Origin of the sequence: Amycolatopsis echigonensis (assembly GCF_002846615.1) — a bacterium.
Classification (GTDB): Bacteria; Actinomycetota; Actinomycetes; order Mycobacteriales; family Pseudonocardiaceae; genus Amycolatopsis; species Amycolatopsis echigonensis.
Genome location: NZ_PJMY01000003.1, coordinates 4,958,993 through 4,976,886, shown reverse-complemented (window position 1 = coordinate 4,976,886; position 17,894 = coordinate 4,958,993). Strand labels below are relative to the sequence as shown.

Here is a 17,894-nt window from a genome sequence, read left to right as displayed (position 1 = left end):
CGGGGAGGGATCGTGGCCAAGACCGCTCTGCGCGACGTGCGCGTCTTCGACGGGCGAGGGCTCACCGAGCCGCGCACCGTCGTGATCGACGGGTCCGTCCTCGGCACGGACTCCGCTGGGGCACGGGAAATCGATGCCGCCGGGGCGACGCTGCTGCCCGGGTTCATCGACGCGCACGTCCACTTGACCGCACCTGAGCAGTTGGCCGACCTCGCCGCGTGGGGGGTCACGACCGCGCTCGACATGGGGTGCTTCCCCGCCGAGCGCGTAGCCGCTTTGCGGTCGGCAGGCCCGGCGGACTTCCGCAGCGCTGGTCCTCCCGCGATCGGTCCCGGCGGCATGCACGCCCGGATCCCGGGGATGCCCGCGTCCTCGATCGTGACGACTGCGGACGCGGCGGTCCGGTTCGTCGAGAAGCGGGTCGCGGAAGGGGTCGACTACGTCAAGGGCGTCGCGGAGGCTCCCGGCGACGGCGGGCCGCCCGCCGAAGCGTTGCAGGCGCTGGTCGACGCGGCGCGGGAACGGGGTCTGCACACTGTCCTGCACGCGGCCACTCCCGGCGCGTACCACTTGGCGGTGGCGACCGGCGCGCGGTTCGTGACGCACGTGCCGACGATCGGCCGGATCGCGGCGGAGGACGTCGCGGCGATGACGGCCGCTGGGCAGACGGCCGTTCCGACGCTCACGATGATGGAAGCGGCGCTCACCCGCTTCGCTGGCGCTGCTGGGGATTTCGTGGCCAACGCGGCCGCGCTGCACGCCGCCGGGGTCGAGATCCTCGCCGGTACCGACGCCAACGCCCAGCCCGGAGCCCCGGCCGAGGTCGCGCACGGGTCGAGCCTGCACCGCGAGTTCGAGCTGCTGGCCGAGGCCGGGTTGACCCCGGCGGAAATCCTGCGTGCCGCGACGGTCGACCCGGCCCGGGCGTTCGGGCTGACCGACCGAGGCGAGATCCGGCCCGGACTACGAGCGGATCTGGTCCTGGTCGAAGGCGATCCGGTGGCGGACCTGTCTGCGACGCGGGCGATCCGCACGGTGTGGTGTGCGGGAACGGAAATCTAGCCGAGGTCCAGGAAATACCGGTCGAACACTGCGCCGTCCTCGCTGAGCTGACCGCTGGGCGCGAACCCGCGCCCCCGCCATCGGGGATAGCGGCCATAAGCCACGTTCACCCCCCCCGGCGCGAGATGCTCACCGGAGAACCGCAGGTCGACCGTCCCCGTCAGCTCGCCGTTCACCCGGACGCCGAACACCTGCCGTGATCCGCCGGAGGCTCATTCCTCCTGGCAGTGCTGGAAATACTCCCGGGTCCCGGCGAGCGTCCCCGGGCCGCCGTTGAGCCAGCGGACCAGCTCCGAGTCCTCACCCGCGAAGTGCGCCTCCGCGTCGTCCGGACGCGATGGCGACAAGACGAGCATGCCGTCGGACAAGTCCTCAAGACCGCTGAACGGCATCGTCGGCTTCCTCGAAAGTCTTCTGCGCCTTGGCCAGTTCGTCGGCCGCCCGTGCCGCGCGCTGCTCCGCCTCGGCGAGCCGTTCCCGCAATTCGGTCACGCGGTCGTCGGCCTGTTCGGCTGTCCGCTCCGCGCGCTGCAGATTCCGCTCGGCCTCCGCCCGCGCCCGCACCGCCTGCCGCCGTTCGAGCGCGCGGACCCGGGCTTCCTCCTCGGCCTTCCGGTCCTTTTCGGACTGCCGGGTCTTCTTGGCGGGCGCGGGATTCGTCGGCAGCGACAGCCAGCGGTCGGCGTCCTGACGAGCCTTCGACGTCAGCCGTCCGGCCAGCGCCAGCCGGGCGACGTCGGCGTCCGCCACGATCGCCTCCAGCGTCTCCTCCACCTCGCGCTCGACGGAATCGCTCAAGCCGGTCGCGTCCCGCACGATCCGCTGCACCAGCTCCGCCCGCTGGTGCGCCAGTTCGCGCAGCCGGGAGCCGTCGAGCTTCTCGTGCGCTTCGCGGAGCTTGTCGCCCAGCGACGCCAGCTCGGACAGCGGAGCGGACCCGTCGCGCGCCAGGCGGTTGAGGTACGCCGCGGCCGCGGTCGGCTTCCGCAGCGCGCGGATCCGGCGCGCCAGCTCGACGTCGCCCGCTTCCTTCGCCGCGCGGGCGGCCGCGGTGCGCTCAGCGACGAAGTCGGCCGGATCACCTGCGTAGAGCCGGTCGGCGACGGTATCGAAATCCGAGGTTGCCACGTGTGCCACCGAACCACACGAGTAGTCCGAACGCGACGCAACGCGTAACGTGGACGTCCACCCATCAAGGTCGAGTGAAGCGGGACGGTGCCCATGACGCCTCCGGGCCGGCTCGCGCTGACGGCCAGCCCCCTGGTCGCCGGCGCGCTCAAAGCACTGCAAATCGCGACCGAGCTGCCCGTCGCGATGGGCGGACCGGTGTCGGCCGCTTCCCGCTCGCACGTGATCGACCAGCTGCGCGGCACCGCCACCCGGTCGTTGCAGCACGTGCAGGTGGACACCGGGGCCGGGCTGGGCGGCAAAGCAGTGGCCCTGGCGCGGCCGTCGACGGTGGTCGACTACCTCAGCGCACAGGGCATCACGCATAAATACGACCACGCGGTGGCGCCCGAACGGCTGCGCGCGATGGTGGCGCTCCCGGTGCGCGTCGGCGAGACCACGCGCGCGGTGCTGTACGCGGCGTCCCGAGAGTCGATCGCGTTCGGCGACCGGCTGTTGCACGCGGCGACCGCGGTGGCGACGCGGCTGGGTCGCGACATCGAGGTCGAGGAAGAAGTACAGCGCCGGCTGGCCGCGCCGACGGTCGTCCCGCCAGCCGAACGCGGCGACCTGCACGCCGAACTCACGGCCATCGCCGGGTCGATCGCCGACGAAACCGCCCGGCAGCGGCTGCTGGCGGTGTGCGAACGGCTGCGTCCGGAGCTGGACCTGCCGGGCGTCGCGCTGACCCCGCGCGAGGTCGACGTGCTGCGGCTGGTCAGCGAGGGCTGCACGAACGACGAGATCTCCGACCGGCTAGGCCTGCTGCCCAACACGGTCAAGTCGTATCTCAAGCACGCGATGCGGAAACTGGCGGTGTCCAACCGGGTGCAGGCAGTGAACCGGGCGCGGGCCGCTGGGCTCCTTCGTTAGCGCGTCCGATGCGACGATGGCCGGATGAGGCGACTGAGCGGAGTCACGATCGATTGCGCCGAACCGGCTGTGCTGGCTGGCTTTTGGAGCGCGCTACTCGACCGGCCGGTTTCCGCAGAGCACGCCAGACCGGACTGGGCGACGGTCGGCTCGCGGTTCGACCCTGCTCCCCGGCTGACGTTCCAGCGCGTTCCCGAGCCGAAGCGCGGCAAGGTGCGGCTGCATCTGGACGTCGAAGTGGACGACATCGACGAGGCCCGGGCGCGGATCGAGGAGCTGGGCGGGCGCTGGACCGGCGAGCGCCACGACTATCCCGGCGAGGGCGTCGTGCTGGGGATGACCGATCCCGAGGGGCACGAGTTCTGCGTCGTCCAGTACTTCTGAACGCACCCTCCATGTGGGGTGGCTGGATCCGGTCCGGCGAGCGAAAATCACCCGCGCGGGCAGTGCGGCCCGCTGACGCGAAGGGATCGGCACGTGTTTTATGACCTCAGTGTCCGCGACTTCCTCGACCGCGCCGAAACGGTGTACCCGGACCGGGTCGCGGTGGTGGACGAACCCGCCCAGCCCGCGCAGTCCTGGGGCTCGGTGACCTACCGCGAACTCGCCCGCCGCGCCCGCGCGCAGGCGGCGAACCTCGACGCGCTCGGCGTTCCCGTCGGCGGCCGGGTCGCCATCGTCTCCCACAACTCCGCGCGGCTGCTGACGTCGTTCTTCGGCGTCTCCGGCTGGGGCCGCATCCTGGTTCCGGTGAACTTCCGCCTCGCCGCCGCCGAGGTGCGCTACATCGTCGAGCACTCCGGCGCCGAGGTCTTGCTGCTCGACCCCGAGCTGAAACCGTTGCTGGACAGCGTAACCGCGAAACACGTGTTCGTCCTCGGCGAGGACGACGACAAAATCTGGGGCGGTGCGGGCGAACCGCGACCGTGGTCCGCCGACGAATCCGCGACCGCCACGATCAACTACACCTCCGGCACCACCGCGCGGCCGAAGGGCGTCCAGCTCACGCACCGCAATTTGTGGCTCAACGCCACCACTTTCGGCCTGCACACCACGCTCAGCGACAACGACGTGCTGCTGCACACGCTGCCGATGTTCCACGCGAACGGCTGGGGCATGCCGTACGCGGTCACCGGTCTCGGCGGACGACACATCGTGCTGCGCAAAGTGGACGGCACCGAAATCCTGCGCCGCGTACAGGAACACGGCGTGACGATCATGTGCGCCGCCCCCGCCGTCGTCACCGCGGCGCTGGACGGCGCCGCCTCCTGGGACGGCGAGATCCCCGGCCGCGACCGGGTCCGGATCGTGGTGGCCGGCGCGCCGCCGCCGACCCGGACCATCGAACGCGTGCGTGCCGAACTCGGCTGGGAGTTCATCCAGATCTACGGCCTGACCGAAACCTCGCCGCTGGTCACGGTCAACCGTTTCCGCAGCGAATGGGCCGACCTGGACCCGCACGAGCAAGCGAAACTCCTGGGCCGCGCCGGCGCCCCGGCCCTGGGCGTCCGCGTCACGATCGACGCCGACGGCGAGGTCCTCACCCAAAGCAACCACAACCTCGACGGCTATTGGGAAAACCCGGACGAGACCGCGCGGGTCCAGGAAGGCAACTGGTTCCACACCGGCGACGGCGGCACCTTCACCGACGGCTACCTGACCATCGCCGACCGCAAGAAGGACGTCATCATCACCGGCGGCGAGAACGTGTCGTCGATCGAGGTGGAAGACGCGCTGAACTCGCACCCGGCCGTCCGGGAAGCCGCGGTGATCGGCATCCCGGACGAGAAATGGGGCGAGCTGGTCACGGCGCTGGTGGTGACGGACGGAACCGAGGTGACGGCGGACGAGCTGATCACGCACTGCCGCCAGCACCTGGCCGGGTACAAATGCCCGAAGCGAGTCGAGTTCCTCCCGGAACTGCCGCGGACGGCGACCGGGAAGATCCAGAAGTTCAAGCTGCGCCAGCCGTTCTGGGAAGGACAGGACCGGCAGGTGAACTGAACCCCGGTGCCGCATTGGGTGCCTCAGACGCACCCAATGCGGCGTTCGGCGCGGTGGCGGGAGATCGGTCCGCTAGTCGTCCGACGGCCGGTAAACCAATCGCAGCACGCCGTTGCGGAACGTCGTCGTGTCCGCCAGCCGGAAGTCCAGCTGCGGGCCCTCCGCGGGGAACAACCGCCTTCCCTTGCCCACCACCACCGGGTACTGCAGCAGGGTCAGCTCGTCCACCAGCCCGTGCGACAGGAGCCATCGCACCAGCGTCGTGCTCCCGCTGGTCATGATGTCGCCGCCCGCGCTGGATTTCAGGTCCGCGATCGCCTCGCCGAGGTCGCCGCGCAACAGGGTCGTGTTGTGCCAGTCCGCCGTGGTCAGGGTGGTGGACGCGACGTACTTCGGCACGCTGTTCATGAACTCCGCGCCCGGGTCGTCCGTGCGGCCGGGCCAGGCCTCGGCGAAACCCTCGTAGGTGACGCGGCCCAGCAACATCGCGTCGGCGTCCGCCATGCCGTCGCCCACCGCGTGTTCGAGCTCGTCGTTCCAGTACGAGAGAGACCACTGGTCCGGCGCCTCGACCACGCCGTCGAGCGAGACGAACAAAGTGGACACGATCTTGCGCATCAAGCGGCTCCTTGGGGTTCGGGATCGCCGCCACTATGGCGCAGCCGGACCCGCCGACGCAGCCGGTCGGCTCAACGCCTGGTCTGTCAGGGCACTTCCGTTACCAACTCGAGTGCCCGGCCGAGCGTCGCGAGCCGTTCGTCCAGGGTGTCGCCCGCCGGATACAGCCGGACCGTGTCCACTCCGGCGGCGCGCCACACCTTCAAGCGCGCGCGGACCATGTCCTCAGTGCCGATCAGCGTCGTCGCGAGCACCATCTCGTCAGTCACGAGTTCGGCCGCGCCGTCGCGATCGCCGGACTGCCAGCGCTCCCGCACCTCCGCGGCGACGTCGGCCCAGCCTTGCCTGCTGTAGGCGTCGTGGTAGAAGTTCGTGCTCGCCGAACCCATGCCGCCCAGCGAAAAGGCCAGCTCCTTCTTGCGCCCGGCGACCATGGGGCGCAGTTCGTCCTCATCGGACGCGAACGCGACCTCCGCGCCTTGGCACACCACGAGATCGCTGCGGCTCCGGCCCGCTTTCGCGAGCCCGGCGTCAAGGTGCCGGAAGTAGGCGTCGGCCCCCTCGGGGACGAAGCTCGTGCCCAGCCAGCCGTCGGCGAGTTCGCCGGTGAGTTCCAGCATTCGCGGGGACAGCGTGGCCAGGTAGATCGGGATGTCCTCGTTCGGCGTCGTCGACAGCCGCATCGGGCGGGACTCTCCCGGCAACGGAATCCGGAAAGCCTTGCCCTCGAAGGAGATCTTCTCCCCGGCGAAGGCGCTGCGGATGATCTGGACCGTCTCGCGCATCCGGGTCAGCGGCCGCGCGAACGGCACCCCGTGCAGCCCCTCGATCACCTGCGGACCAGACGGCCCGAGCCCCAGCGCGAACCGTCCGCCGGACATCTCGGCCAGGGTGAGCGCGGCTTGCGCGAGCGCTACCGGCGTGCGCACGCCGAGCTGCATGATGCCGGAGCCGAGCCGGATCCGGTCCGTGCGCGCGGCGAGATAGCCGAGCACCGACGGCGCGTCCGAACCCCACGCTTCGGCCACCCAGCATTCGCCGAGACCCAGTTTTTCCGCCTCCAGCACGAAATCCCGGATGTCCGGCCAGCCCGAGGACGCCTCGACGGTGGTGGCCGTGCGCATCATCCGGCGGTCTCCACGCGGGTTTTGATCGCGCCGAGCGTGGCGGTCATCGCGGCCTCGAACTCGCACAGCCGGACGTGCACGATCTTCTGTTCCTTCTCCGGCATCCGCGCGATCACCTCCGATATCCCGGACGGTCCCGGCCCCATCTGCGCCCACTGGGTGAGCCGCGTGCCGCCGTTCTCCGGGGCGAGGGTGAACCGCCAGACCGCGGTCGGATTGGCCGGATCGGCGACCGCCCAGGCGAAGACGCGCGGCTTCTCGCATTCGACGATGTAGGACGTGGTCTCCCATTCGCCGCGCGCCTCGTGCCGGTTGCGCCCGACGAAGGACCGTCCGAGCGCCGGGCCCGACCCGTCGTCGCACCACCGGACCGCCTGCAGTTCGCCGCTCAGCTCCGGCATCAGCGCGACATCCGAGGCGAACCGCCAGACCTGCTCGGGCGAGCCGTCGATCCACGCGTCCACCTGCACGGTCGGGGCGTCCGCGTACCGCGCGCCGGTCCACTCCATCGTGGTTCCTCCTCCGTTGGCGTCTCGACCAGCATAGTTGCGTAACTAGACTGACCCTGTCAATCACGCCGGAGGACAAAGCCGGGCAGGACCGGCTCACTGTTCCTGGGGCTCGAACCTCGCCTGGACGTCGGGGCGCCGCGCCAGCCGCTCCGGGAATCCGGGCCCTCGCCGCATCCGGGTGTCGTCCGCCGACAGCGGCTCGCCGCATTCCGCGCACACCACGGCCGCGGTCGTGTCGTGTCCGCAGGCGTCGTGGTGCAGCACGATCGGCGGGCCCGCTTCGGTGGCCAGCCACCGGTCGCCCCAGGCCGTCATCGCGGCCAGCACGCTCCAGAAATCGCGCCCCTTCTCGGTGAGCACATAGTCGTAGCGCACCGGTTCGGCCTGGTAGGCGCGCTTTTCCAGCAAACCCTCGTCGACCAGCCTGCGCAGCCGGTCGGCGAGGGTGTTGCGCGCGATGCCGAGCGCCTGCTGGAACTCGTCGAAGCGGCGGACGCCGTAGAAGGCGTCCCGCAGCACCAGCGGCGTCCACGAATCCCCGAGCAGGTCCATGGTCCGGGCGATCGAGCACGGCCACTGCGCGAAGGAAGTGCGTTTCATGACGGCGAGGATACGCCGTCCCACAGTGCAACCCAGCAGGTCAGACGCGATGCCCGACGGTCACGTCGACCGTGTCGGGCACTTCTTCGTGCTCGTCGCCGACCGAAAGCGTCCCGGACGGTTCCACCAGCAGCACCACCGCGCCCTCCTTCGACGACGGTTTGTGGAACGTGCCGCGCGGGACCACGAACGCTTGCTCGCGGGTCAGCGTCACCGTCCGTTCGCCGTCCGCTTCGCGCAGGCCGATCTCGATGCTGCCGTCGAGGACCAGGAAGAACTCGTCGGTGTTGTCGTGTTTGTGCCACACGTGTTCGCCGGAGAACCGGGCGAGCCGGATGTCGTAGTCGTTGACAGTGGTGACGATTCGAGGGCTCCACGGGGCGTCGAATCCGGCGAGCACGGCCCGCAGGTCGAGAGGCTGAGTTGACATAGGTCGATCTTGGGCCTGGTCACCGATGACCGGGAGTGCTAGGAATCGCAGATGCCGAAAGGATCCTCGCACCGCGTCGTGATGATCGTCAGCGACGGCTCGAACCCGTTCGAAATGGGCGTCGCGGCGGAGCTGTTCGGCCTGCGCCGGCCGGAACTGCGGCGGCCGTGGTACGACTTCGCGCTCGCCGCGCCCGGCGGGCAAGCCCGGATGCACCGGGGTTTCTTCACCCTCGCCGACGTCGCCGGCCTCGAGGCGGTCGACGCCGCGGACACGGTGATCGTCCCGAACCGGCCGGATCCGGAAACCCCGGCCGACCCGGAAATCCTCGCCGCGATCCGGCGTGCGGACGCCCGCGGCGCGCGGTTGATGAGCTTCTGCACCGGCGCGTTCACCCTGGCCGAGGCCGGCGTGCTGGACAACCGCCGCGCCACCACGCACTGGCGATGGGCCGAGGCGTTCACCGCGCGCTACCCCCGGGTCCAGCTGGAGCCGGAGGTCCTGTTCGTCGACGACGGCACAGTTCTTACCGCCGCCGGAAGTGCGGCTGCCCTCGATTTGGGGCTGTACGTGATCCAACGCGATCACGGCGCGGAAATCGTCAACGCGGTCAGCCGTCGCCTCGTTTTCACCGGACACCGCGAAGGCGGCCAGCAACAGTTCGTGGAACGCCCGGTGCCGGAGAGTCCGGACGCTTCCCTCGCGCCGGTGCTGGAATGGGCCCGTCAGCACCTCGACCAGCCGCTCGCGGTCGCTGATCTCGCCGCTCGCGCGTCGGCCAGCGCCGCCACCCTGCACCGCCGGTTCCGCGCCGAACTCGGCACGACGCCGCTGGCCTGGCTCACCGCCGAGCGCGTCACACTGGCCCGCCGCCTGCTCGAACGCGGCGAACATGGTCTGGACCGCATCGCCGCCCGCACCGGGCTGGGCACCGGTGCGAACCTCCGGTCGCAGCTGCGCAGGCACACCGGACTGTCGCCGTCGGAGTACCGGAAGCGGTTCGGCCCGGCGGAAGCCACCCCGCGGTCCACAGTGGACCCGCCGAACGGATTGCTCCATTCGGCCTAATCGGCGAAATCCCGGTTAAGCCCCGATGACCGGAACCCGCCGAAGGTTTTATGCCAGACGAACGAAAGTTGGCCGGAACGGACAGAATTCCGCCGACCCCTCACCGGATCGCGCACGGATCCGCTAGCTTGGGCCGCGGACCGGCAAACGAACGGGGAGAAGCGCATGGCCATACGCCGCCTGCAGGGACGGAACGCCCGGAGCCGGGCTTTCGCCGCCCTCGCCGGAGGCGCGCTCGTGGTGCTGCCGACGGTGACGTCGTCCGGCATCCCGATGGCGTTGCGCGCCGCTGAGCCGCCGGCCGCCCAGGCCGCGCCGAACACGCCGGGACTGCCGCCGGGCATCACGTTCCCGCCGATCGGCGTGGACGGCAGCCTCCCGCAGCCGCCGGTCCCGCAGGCGCTCGGCGTCCCGGGCTACCCGAACGGCCCCGGCTCGGCGACCACCGCCGGCCCGCTGGGCATCCCGGACAGCATGCTGCGGGCCTACCGCAACGCGGCCGACATCATGGCCCGCGAACAGCCCGGCTGCCACGTCGACTGGGCGCTGATCGCGGCCATCGGGCGGGTCGAGTCGAACCACGCCCGCGGCGGCTACGTCGACTCCCGGGGCAACACCCTCGAACCCATTCTCGGCCCGGTCCTCGACGGCGCCGGCGGGTTCGCCGCGATCCGCGACACCGACCACGGCCGCTACGACGGCGACCCGGTGTGGGACCGCGCGGTCGGCGCGACCCAGTTCATCCCGTCGACCTGGGCGTCCTACGCCTCCGACGGCAACGGCGACGGCGTCTCCGACCCGAACAACGTCTACGACGAGACCCTCGCCACCGCGCGCTACCTGTGTTCCGGAGGTCTGGACCTCTCCAGCGACGCCAACCAGCGCCTCGCGGTGCGCCGGTACAACAACTCGCAGTCCTATGTGGACACTGTGATGGCGTACGCGTACGGCTACCGCAACGGCGTCTCGAAGCTGCCGGACAGCCCGGTCCCGATCGGAGCCCCGCCCGGCCCCGGCGCGGTCGAGGCCGCGGCGGGCAGCCCGGCGGGCGACGTCGCGCCGCCCGCCCCGCCGGTGACCCCGGCCCAGCCGGGCACCCCGAACCAGCCGAACCAACCAGGCCAACCGGGCACGCCGACGCAACTGCCGGGCAGCAGCACCGCGCCGGCCAGCGGCTCCCCGGCGAAGCCGACGAGCACGGCGCCCACCACGCCGACCACCCCCACTACGCCGGCCAGCCCGAGCCCCACCAGCACCACGCCCACCAGCACCACGCCGACGAGCACGACGCCATCCAGCTCCGCTCCGGCGAACCCGGCCACGCCGACCACCACGACCACCACTTCGAGCACCACGACCCAGGCCCCGCCGACGCACTGACCGCGGCGTTCGTATAGTCCGGACCGGACCGAGACACCGGACTGCGGGGGCGATCGTGGCGTGGAATCCGAGGAATCTGCCTGACCTCGCTGGCCGGTTCTATGCGGTGACCGGGGGCAACGCCGGCATCGGCTACTTCATCACCGAGCAACTGGCCGCCGCCGGAGCCCACGTCGCCCTGCTGGGCCGAGACCCTTCGCGGCTGCGCGCGGCGGTGGAAATGGTGCGCACGCGCGTCGGTTCGGCTTCGCTGAGCACGATCCCGCTGGACCTGGCCGATCTCGACTCCGTCCCGGCAGCCGTCGAGGCGCTCGGACGGCTCGACCGCGTGGACGCGTTGATCGAAAACGCTGGCATCACCGCGCCCGGACCGGTGCGCCGGACCACGAAACAGGGGCTGGAACTGGCGGTCGGCACCAACCACTTCGGCCACTTCGCGCTCACCGCACTGGCGATGCCGGTCCTGACCGCGTCGGCGGCGCGGGTGGTGCTGGCGGGCAGCCTGATCACCCGGATGTATCCATACGACATCGACGACCTGCAGAGTTCGCGCAAATATTCGGACTTTCGCGCGTATGCGCTGTCGAAGCACGCAGTGCAGTCGTTCGCCATGGAGCTCGATCGACGGCTGCGCGCGGCAGATTCGCCGGTGCGGGCGATCCTCGCGCATCCAGGGTTCAGTCTCGAACGCACCAGCCCCGCGCGGCCGGGAATCACCCAGCCGGTGCCGGTCATGCGGTTCCTCGCGCCGGGTACGCAGGGGAAGGACCACGGCGCTTGGCCCGCGGTTCGGGCCGCGGTCGATCCCGCCGCGACCGGCGGTTCTTACTACGGTCCAGCCTTCGGCGTGGTGGGCCGACCCCGGTCAGGGAAGGCGATGCGCACCTCCCGGGATCCAGCGCGCGGCCGCCGGTTGTGGACGCTTTCCGAGGAAGCGACCGGGATCCGGTTCGCTCTCGAGGGTTCCTGACCCGCCCGCTAGGTCCGCTCGGTTCACCCCGCGGGGCGCTCGACGGCGAGTCCGACGCCGAATGCCGCCAGGATCGCGCCGCCTGCGCGGAGGATCACGCGAATCACCCGTGCGTTGCGCAGCATTTTGGCCGCGGCGCTGAAGACCACGGCGTAACCGGTCAGAGAGAGGAATCCGATCACCGCGAACGCCACCCCGAGGACCAGAGTGTCGACGGGTCCGGCGCCGTGGTGGACGAACTGCGGAATGACGCTGGTGAAGACGATGACGGTCTTGGGGTTGGACAGGTCGCTGAGGAGCCCTTCCCGGAACGCGCGCCACCCGCCGCGTGGCCGGCTGGTGGTCAACGCCGCCACGTCGGGTCGGGCGGAGACGGTCGAGGAGCGGGGCAGCAGGAGTTTGCCGCCGAGGAAAACCAGGTAGGCGGCACCCAGATAGTGGACCACGTCGAACGCCATCTGCGAGGACACCAGCAGGGCCGTCAAGCCGGCGACCGACGCGCCGGCCCACACCAGGTCCGCGGCCAGCACGCCGAGCGCGGTCAGCAGGGCCGGCGCCCGGCCGCGAGCGACCGCGCTCTTGAGGACCAGCATGACCGCGGGGCCGGGAATGAGGACCAGGACCAAGGACAAGGCCGCGAAAGCCGCAATCGACGACATGGACTCATCATCCCGGTGCGCCGCGAATTCGGTCCAGTTCAATATTTACCGCGCCCGCTGGTCACCGCGGCAGGCGCGGGGCTCGAGCGCTCGCGACGGAGCCGGCCGCCTTTCCGGCAAGCCAATGGCTCAGGTTCCGGTGAAGCGCTTGAGCTACTTGCCGACCTGGTCGATCCGGGCGGCGACCCCGTCGAGAAGCCGGTCCAAGCCGAACTCCGACGCGTCCGACGCCTGCTCCGAGGAAGGCTTTTCGAAACCGCCGGCGAGCCAGATCCGGTTCATCGCCGGATGGGACTCGACGTCGAAATACGTGTACCAGAACGAAGAACGCTGTCCCCACCACGCGTCATTGGACTGTCCGGTGGTCCGTTCCAAGTGGACACTCTCGGCCTCGGCCGCCGCGTTCGCGTCCACGTAGCCCGCGACCGAATTGGCCGCCGCAACAACCTCGCGTGCGGGCAGACCCAGACTCTCCATAATGGACAGCAGATATTCCTGACCGGCCAGCTGCCCCGGGCCGAGCGCGGGCCGGACCCGGGACCTCTCGCGCAGCCACGGATGCCGACGGTAAATGTCGCGCGTCCGGTCCGCGTAAACGCGCACCCGCGCCCGCCAGTCCTCCGGCCGCGGCTCGCCAGGCCCAGGAAGATTCCGTTCGAGCAGAACGGTGTCGACCATGAGATCGATCAGTTCGGTTTTGCCGGGAACATAGGTGTAGAGCGTCATCGTGCCCGCCCCGAGCTCCTTCGCGACGCGGTGCATGGACGTCGCGACGAGTCCCTCGGCGTCGGCGACCGCGATGGCCGCCGCGATGATCTGTTCGATCGTGAGCGTCGGCCGCCTGCCGCGGGCTGAGGGCTCCGGGGCTCCCGCACAGTCGCGCCACAGCAGCGCGAGCGTGCGCTCGATCTCCTCGCGCGCGGCCTCGGGACCGTCGCCCTCGTGCTCGACGATCATCGCGTCCCCTCCCGGCCTCGTACGGTCAGCGTGGGATCTTACCTGCCGTTTCAGGACCTTCGTCCCCTCCGCACGGTCGCACTGGCCGCTACGCTGGGCAGCGAGGGAGGTGGTTCCCGTGACCGAACGCAAACCACCGGGCGTGTCGTACGACACCTGGGTCGACCGGCAGATCGCCGCCGCCGAAGCTCGCGGAGACTTCGAAGACCTTCCGGGAGCGGGAAAACCGCTGCCGCCCCCGAGCGGCCGCGACGCGGCGACCGACTGGGCGCTCCGCCGCGCCCGCGAAGGCGACGTCGACGTGTCCGCGTTCCTTCCGCCGTCGCTCGCCTTGCCGCGGGAAATCCAAGACCTGCCAAGGAAACTGGCGAAAGTCCGCACCGAAAAGAAGGTGCGCGAGATCGTCGAGGACCTGAACGCCCGCATCCGCAAGGCACACGCGATGCCGCAGGACGGTCCCGTTCTGCGCGCCCGGCCGCTGGACGTGGAGGAAACGGTGGCCAGCTGGCGCGCGGGCCGCGGAGAGTCCTGAGCGAGGCGAATCCGGGCCGTACCGCCGAAGACGGTCTCCCCTCCCCCTCACACTCCGACCACCTTCCCCCAGATGCGGCTACGCTGGGTAGCACCTGGGCGAAGGAGAGAACCGTGGTTGGAGTTCGTCGGGCCGCCTTCGTGGTCGCCGCGGTGCTCTTGTTGTTCGGCGAGCCGTGGTCGGTGCTCGTGCTGCTGCCGGACTGGCCCGTGGCCGCCACCGCCGTCGGCACGGTCGTTTTCGCCGTGGCGGCACTGAGTTTTCCGGTGCTCATGGTGCTCGGGCACGGTCCGAAGCAGAACGACGCCGCCGCACGGGTCGCGGACGTCCTGCTCGGCACGGTCTGGGTGCTGTTCGCCTGGAGCGTCCTCACGCATCTGCTGCGGCTGGTCCTGCTGGTGTCCGGAGTGGACGATCCCGCCCGGCCGCGGATCGCGGCCGCGGTCACGCTCGCCGTCGCGGCGGTGCTGCTCGTCACCGGGAACCGGATCGCCATGCGGGTGCCGCCAGTGAAGGCGGTCGACGTCGTGCTGCCGAAGCTCGGCCCCGGGCTCGACGGGCTTCGCGTCGCGGTCATCACCGACACCCACTACGGCCCGCTCGACCGCACCCGCTGGTCCGAACGCCTGGTCGCCGAACTGAACCGGCTGCAGCCGGACGTCGTCTGCCACGCGGGGGACCTCGCCGACGGATCGGTCGCCAAGCGGCGCAAGCAGGTCGACCCGCTCGGCGGCGTCCAGGCTCCGCTCGGCCGGTTCTACATCACCGGCAACCACGAGTATTTCGGCGAGGCACAGGCCTGGCTGGACCACATGGCGAGCCTCGGCTGGGACACCCTGCACAACCGCTCGACCCTGCTCGAACGCGACGGCGCCCGCCTGCTCTTCGCCGGCATCGACGACCCCACCGGAGCCGCCTCCGGCCTGGCCGGCCACGGCCCCGACCTGGCCGCGGCCCTCGACGGCTCCGACCCGGACGTTCCCGTCGTCCTGCTGGCCCACCAGCCGAAACAGGTCGCCCAGGCCCGCGAGGAAAACGTCGACCTGCAGATCTCCGGGCACACCCACGGCGGCCAGATCTGGCCGTTCCACCTGCTGGTCCGCCTCGACCAGCCCACGCTGTCCGGCCTTACCCGGCACGGCCCGACCCAGCTGTACAACAGCCGCGGGTCCGGCTTCTGGGGCCCGCCGTTCCGGGTGTTCGCCCCGAACGAGATCGCCCTGCTGACCCTGCACAGCGCCTGAGACCGGTTCCCCGCCGCCCCGGCCGCCGCCACATCCCACCGACTAATTTTTTTGTCTTGACAGCTCAAACCATCGGATGCGACAGTTCTTCCCACCGGCACCCGCCACTGAGGAGGAACCCCATGCCCACCGTCACGTCCGCCGACGGCACCCAGATCGCCTACTCCCGCATCGGCTCCGGCCCCGCGCTCGTTCTCGTCGACGGCGCGCTCTGCTACCGGACCTCGACCCCAAACGACGATCTCGCCAAAGCTCTCTCCGACCGCTTCACCGTCTACACATTCGACCGTCGCGGCAGAGGCGAAAGCGGCGATACCAGTCCGTACGAGGTCGAGCGCGAGATCGAGGACATCGCCGCGCTCGCCAAGGAGGCCGGCGGAGAGATCGGCCTGTACGGCATCTCGTCCGGTGCCGCTCTGGTTCTGGAGGCCGCCCACCACGGTGTGTCGGTGCAGAAGGTCGCGGTGTACGAACCGCCGTTCGTCGTCGACAGCTCTCGCAAGCGCGTCCCGGCCGACTACCAGGCGAAGCTCGAAGCGGCCATCGCCGCCGGGAAACCGGGCGACGCGATCAAGACGTTCATGGTCGAAGGCGTCGGACTGCCCGCCCTGATGGTCCTGATGATGCGGCTGATGCCCGCGTGGCCGCGGATGAAACGCGTCGCCCACACCCTGGCCTACGACGCCCGGATCATGGACGACAACCAGGCCGGCCGCCCGCTCCCGGAAGGACGCTGGTCCGGAATCACCGTTCCAACGCTGATCATCGACGGAGGCAAGAGCCCCGCCTGGATGCGCAACGGCGTCGCGGCAGCGGCGAAGCAACTGCCCCACGCCGACTACCGCACCCTGCCCGGCCAGACGCACCTGGTGAAAACCGCCGCGCTCGCCCCGGTTTTGGCGGAGTTCTTCGCCACGAACTGACGCGCCGCCGAACGCGGTGAGGCAGGCTGCGAGACGTGACCACGCGAGCATTGATTTTCGACTTCGACGGCACCCTCGCCGACACCGAGGCCGCGGTACTGCGGTCCTGGCAAGAAATGTTCGCCGGACACGGCGTCGAGCTGCCGCTGGATGTCTGGCACACGGTCATCGGCACCCAGAACACCGCCGCGACGATGTTCAAGCTGCTGGCCGAACAGGTCGAAGACGTGGACCCGGAGACCCTGCGCCCCGCCATGCGCGCGCGAGTGCATGAACTCCTGGCCGAGGATGGCCCGCGCGAAGGCGTCCTCGACTACCTGGACGAGGCCGCCACTCGCGGACTGGCGCTGGGTGTCGCCTCAAGCTCGTCCGGAGCCTGGGTACACGGCCAGCTTGACCGACTGGGCCTGGCGGCCCGCTTCACCGCCGTGGAAACGGGTGACCGCCACAAACCCAAACCCGACCCGGACACCTACCTGGCGGCGCTGCGCACCCTGGGTGTCACCGCGGAAGAAGCCCTCGCCTTCGAGGACTCGCCGCACGGCGTCAGCGCCGCGAAAGCCGCCGGGATCACCACCGTCGCGGTGCCCAACCCCATCACGGCGACTCTGGACTTCGCCAAAGCAGACCTGGTCCTGCCGTCCTTCGCCACCACACCGCTCAACGCGGTACTGGAGCAGTTCGGCTAATCCAGGTCCAGTTCGGCGAACCGGTCCAGGAACGCGCGCTGGCCCTTGACCAGCTTCTCGCGCGCGGTGTCCAGATCGAACCAGGCGACGCGGTCCACCTCCGGGAACTGCTGCGTCCGCCCGGACCGCGGCGGCCATTCGAGGTCGAAGGTGCCCGGCACGACCGCCTCGGGATCGAGGTCCGCCTCCACCGCCCACGCGGTCACGACCTTGCCGGACTGGCGCACGTCGCCCAGCGGCCGCAGCGCCCCGTCCGGCGCGGGGAGCCCCAGTTCCTCCGCGAACTCGCGCCGGGCCGCGGCCTCGGGGTCCTCGCCGTCCTCGAGTTCGCCCTTCGGCAGCGACCACGCGGCCTCGTCCTTCTTCGCCCAGAACGGTCCGCCCATGTGCGCGAGCAGCACCTCCGGCCGGTCGGCGGACCGGCGGAAGAGCAGCAGCCCCGCGCTGCGCCTGACAACCATCCGCCCAGTCTGCCCGGTGCCGCTGACCAGGCCGGAAGCGGGCGCGAAAAAAGTTTCCGCACCCGTGTCGATCCGCGTCGGCCGCGTTCGACGCATAGGCAGAAGGCAACCGACAGCCACTCGGGAAGGACCCCACGATGACCACGACGATCGCCACCGCCAAGACCTCCTCGACCACCCAGACCGCCGCCGGGAACACCGGCACGAAGTCCCTGGCCGACCGTGCCCGCCCCGCCGTCCTGGCCGTCTTCCGCGCCGTGGTCTCGTTCCTCTTCCTCTGCCACGGCGTGATGGGCTTCGGCCTCCTCGGCGGCATCGACAACGCGGGCGGCGCGTTCCCGTTCGGCCAGTGGCCCGGCTACTGGGCCAGCCTGATCGAGGTCGTCGGCGCGGTGCTCGTCTTCGCCGGGCTCTTCACCCGCGTCTCCGCGATCGTGCTCTCCGGCGTGATGGCCTACGCCTACTTCACCGTGCACGCCCCGCAAGGCCTGTTCCCCGTGCACAACATGGGAGAGCCCGCCGCGCTGTACGCCTGGATCTTCCTCGCCATCGCCGTGGTCGGCCCGGGCGCGGCCTCGCTGGACCAGTTGCGCCGCCGGTGAACGACGTCGTGAGCGG

Annotated in this window: 23 protein-coding genes; 12 read left to right on the top strand and 11 right to left on the bottom strand. The window is 70.5% G+C overall.

What is annotated here, in order from left to right; translation table 11 throughout:
- Nucleotides 1–12: 12 nt before the first annotated feature.
- Nucleotides 13–1,062, top strand: a complete 1,050-nt coding sequence (locus tag ATK30_RS28890) for an amidohydrolase family protein (protein WP_208637438.1) — start codon at nt 13–15, stop codon at nt 1,060–1,062.
- On the opposite strand, the gene ATK30_RS45700 is transcribed toward ATK30_RS28890, so the two are convergent.
- From ATK30_RS45700 to ATK30_RS28880, 3 genes are read right to left on the bottom strand one after another with little or no spacing between them, the layout of a single operon-like run.
- The gene (locus ATK30_RS45700; protein WP_208637437.1) at nt 1,059–1,238 is read right to left on the bottom strand and encodes a hypothetical protein; all 180 of its coding nucleotides are present in this window, start codon (nt 1,236–1,238) and stop codon (nt 1,059–1,061) included. The two genes, ATK30_RS28890 and ATK30_RS45700, sit on opposite strands and share 4 nt — an antisense overlap.
- A gap of 36 nt (nt 1,239–1,274) precedes the next feature.
- Nucleotides 1,275–1,454 (bottom strand): GNAT family N-acetyltransferase, encoded by a 180-nt coding sequence (locus tag ATK30_RS45695; RefSeq protein ID WP_208637436.1) that lies wholly within the window; start codon nt 1,452–1,454, stop codon nt 1,275–1,277.
- The gene (locus ATK30_RS28880; protein ID WP_167442025.1) at nt 1,435–2,190 is read right to left on the bottom strand and encodes a hypothetical protein; all 756 of its coding nucleotides are present in this window, start codon (nt 2,188–2,190) and stop codon (nt 1,435–1,437) included. The genes ATK30_RS45695 and ATK30_RS28880 overlap by 20 nt, the downstream gene beginning before the upstream one ends.
- A 93-nt stretch (nt 2,191–2,283) precedes the next feature.
- Here ATK30_RS28880 and ATK30_RS28875 point away from each other — a divergent pair, with 93 nt between their 5' ends.
- The 3 genes from ATK30_RS28875 to ATK30_RS28865 all read left to right on the top strand — a co-directional run bounded on the left by ATK30_RS28875 (nt 2,284) and on the right by ATK30_RS28865 (nt 5,106).
- Entirely contained in the window at nt 2,284–3,102 is an 819-nt protein-coding gene (locus ATK30_RS28875) for a LuxR C-terminal-related transcriptional regulator (RefSeq protein ID WP_101438163.1), read from the top strand.
- Nucleotides 3,103–3,126: 24 nt separating this feature from the next.
- On the top strand, nt 3,127–3,486 hold the full coding sequence (locus ATK30_RS28870; RefSeq protein WP_101438162.1) for a VOC family protein: 360 nt from the start codon (nt 3,127–3,129) through the stop codon (nt 3,484–3,486).
- 93 nt (nt 3,487–3,579) lie between these two features.
- The gene (locus ATK30_RS28865) at nt 3,580–5,106 is read left to right on the top strand and encodes an AMP-binding protein (RefSeq protein ID WP_101438161.1); all 1,527 of its coding nucleotides are present in this window, start codon (nt 3,580–3,582) and stop codon (nt 5,104–5,106) included.
- A gap of 72 nt (nt 5,107–5,178) precedes the next feature.
- Here the strand turns inward: ATK30_RS28865 and ATK30_RS28860 are convergent, their stop codons facing one another.
- From ATK30_RS28860 to ATK30_RS28840, 5 genes are all read right to left on the bottom strand, one after another.
- Entirely contained in the window at nt 5,179–5,724 is a 546-nt protein-coding gene (locus ATK30_RS28860; RefSeq protein ID WP_101438160.1) for a dihydrofolate reductase family protein, read from the bottom strand.
- 86 nt (nt 5,725–5,810) lie between these two features.
- Nucleotides 5,811–6,848: an LLM class flavin-dependent oxidoreductase gene (locus ATK30_RS28855; protein WP_101438159.1), complete on the bottom strand. Its 1,038-nt coding sequence runs from the start codon at nt 6,846–6,848 to the stop codon at nt 5,811–5,813.
- The gene (locus ATK30_RS28850; protein ID WP_101438158.1) at nt 6,848–7,360 is read right to left on the bottom strand and encodes an SRPBCC family protein; all 513 of its coding nucleotides are present in this window, start codon (nt 7,358–7,360) and stop codon (nt 6,848–6,850) included. The genes ATK30_RS28855 and ATK30_RS28850 overlap by 1 nt, the downstream gene beginning before the upstream one ends.
- 96 nt (nt 7,361–7,456) lie before the next feature.
- The gene (locus ATK30_RS28845) at nt 7,457–7,963 is read right to left on the bottom strand and encodes a winged helix-turn-helix transcriptional regulator (protein ID WP_101438157.1); all 507 of its coding nucleotides are present in this window, start codon (nt 7,961–7,963) and stop codon (nt 7,457–7,459) included.
- A gap of 40 nt (nt 7,964–8,003) precedes the next feature.
- A complete protein-coding gene (locus ATK30_RS28840; RefSeq protein WP_101438156.1) occupies nt 8,004–8,393 on the bottom strand; it encodes a cupin domain-containing protein in 390 nt (129 codons plus the stop codon).
- Nucleotides 8,394–8,444: 51 nt separating this feature from the next.
- Here ATK30_RS28840 and ATK30_RS28835 point away from each other — a divergent pair, with 51 nt between their 5' ends.
- The 3 genes from ATK30_RS28835 (at nt 8,445) to ATK30_RS28825 (ending at nt 11,811) form a co-directional block, all read left to right on the top strand.
- Nucleotides 8,445–9,461, top strand: a complete 1,017-nt coding sequence (locus ATK30_RS28835) for a helix-turn-helix domain-containing protein (RefSeq protein WP_101438155.1) — start codon at nt 8,445–8,447, stop codon at nt 9,459–9,461.
- Nucleotides 9,462–9,626: 165 nt separating this feature from the next.
- Nucleotides 9,627–10,841, top strand: coding sequence for a lytic transglycosylase domain-containing protein (locus ATK30_RS28830; protein WP_101438154.1), 1,215 nt, complete (start codon nt 9,627–9,629; stop codon nt 10,839–10,841).
- Between the two features lie 106 nt (nt 10,842–10,947).
- Nucleotides 10,948–11,811, top strand: coding sequence for an SDR family NAD(P)-dependent oxidoreductase (locus ATK30_RS28825; protein ID WP_244194747.1), 864 nt, complete (start codon nt 10,948–10,950; stop codon nt 11,809–11,811).
- A 23-nt stretch (nt 11,812–11,834) separates the two neighbouring features.
- Here the strand turns inward: ATK30_RS28825 and ATK30_RS28820 are convergent, their stop codons facing one another.
- Both ATK30_RS28820 and ATK30_RS28815 read right to left on the bottom strand, forming a co-directional pair.
- Nucleotides 11,835–12,470, bottom strand: a complete 636-nt coding sequence (locus ATK30_RS28820) for a LysE family translocator (protein WP_101438152.1) — start codon at nt 12,468–12,470, stop codon at nt 11,835–11,837.
- A gap of 153 nt (nt 12,471–12,623) precedes the next feature.
- On the bottom strand, nt 12,624–13,427 hold the full coding sequence (locus ATK30_RS28815) for a TetR/AcrR family transcriptional regulator (RefSeq protein WP_167442024.1): 804 nt from the start codon (nt 13,425–13,427) through the stop codon (nt 12,624–12,626).
- 118 nt (nt 13,428–13,545) lie between these two features.
- Here ATK30_RS28815 and ATK30_RS28810 point away from each other — a divergent pair, with 118 nt between their 5' ends.
- The 4 genes from ATK30_RS28810 to ATK30_RS28795 all read left to right on the top strand — a co-directional run bounded on the left by ATK30_RS28810 (nt 13,546) and on the right by ATK30_RS28795 (nt 16,815).
- Nucleotides 13,546–13,959: a DnaJ family domain-containing protein gene (locus ATK30_RS28810; protein WP_101438151.1), complete on the top strand. Its 414-nt coding sequence runs from the start codon at nt 13,546–13,548 to the stop codon at nt 13,957–13,959.
- Nucleotides 13,960–14,072: 113 nt separating this feature from the next.
- Complete coding sequence (locus tag ATK30_RS28805) at nt 14,073–15,203, top strand: metallophosphoesterase (protein WP_167442023.1); 1,131 nt, start codon at nt 14,073–14,075, stop codon at nt 15,201–15,203.
- Between the two features lie 122 nt (nt 15,204–15,325).
- On the top strand, nt 15,326–16,126 hold the full coding sequence (locus tag ATK30_RS28800) for an alpha/beta fold hydrolase (RefSeq protein WP_101438150.1): 801 nt from the start codon (nt 15,326–15,328) through the stop codon (nt 16,124–16,126).
- A gap of 35 nt (nt 16,127–16,161) precedes the next feature.
- Entirely contained in the window at nt 16,162–16,815 is a 654-nt protein-coding gene (locus ATK30_RS28795) for an HAD family hydrolase (RefSeq protein WP_101438149.1), read from the top strand.
- Here ATK30_RS28795 and ATK30_RS28790 read toward each other — a convergent pair.
- Nucleotides 16,812–17,276 carry an NUDIX hydrolase gene (locus ATK30_RS28790; RefSeq protein WP_101441117.1) on the bottom strand — a complete coding sequence of 155 codons (465 nt, stop codon included), beginning with the start codon at nt 17,274–17,276 and terminating at the stop codon, nt 16,812–16,814. The two genes, ATK30_RS28795 and ATK30_RS28790, sit on opposite strands and share 4 nt — an antisense overlap.
- A 137-nt stretch (nt 17,277–17,413) precedes the next feature.
- On the opposite strand from ATK30_RS28790, the gene ATK30_RS28785 reads away from it, so the two are divergent.
- Nucleotides 17,414–17,878, top strand: a complete 465-nt coding sequence (locus ATK30_RS28785) for a DoxX family protein (protein WP_101438148.1) — start codon at nt 17,414–17,416, stop codon at nt 17,876–17,878.
- Nucleotides 17,879–17,894 lie beyond the last annotated feature (16 nt).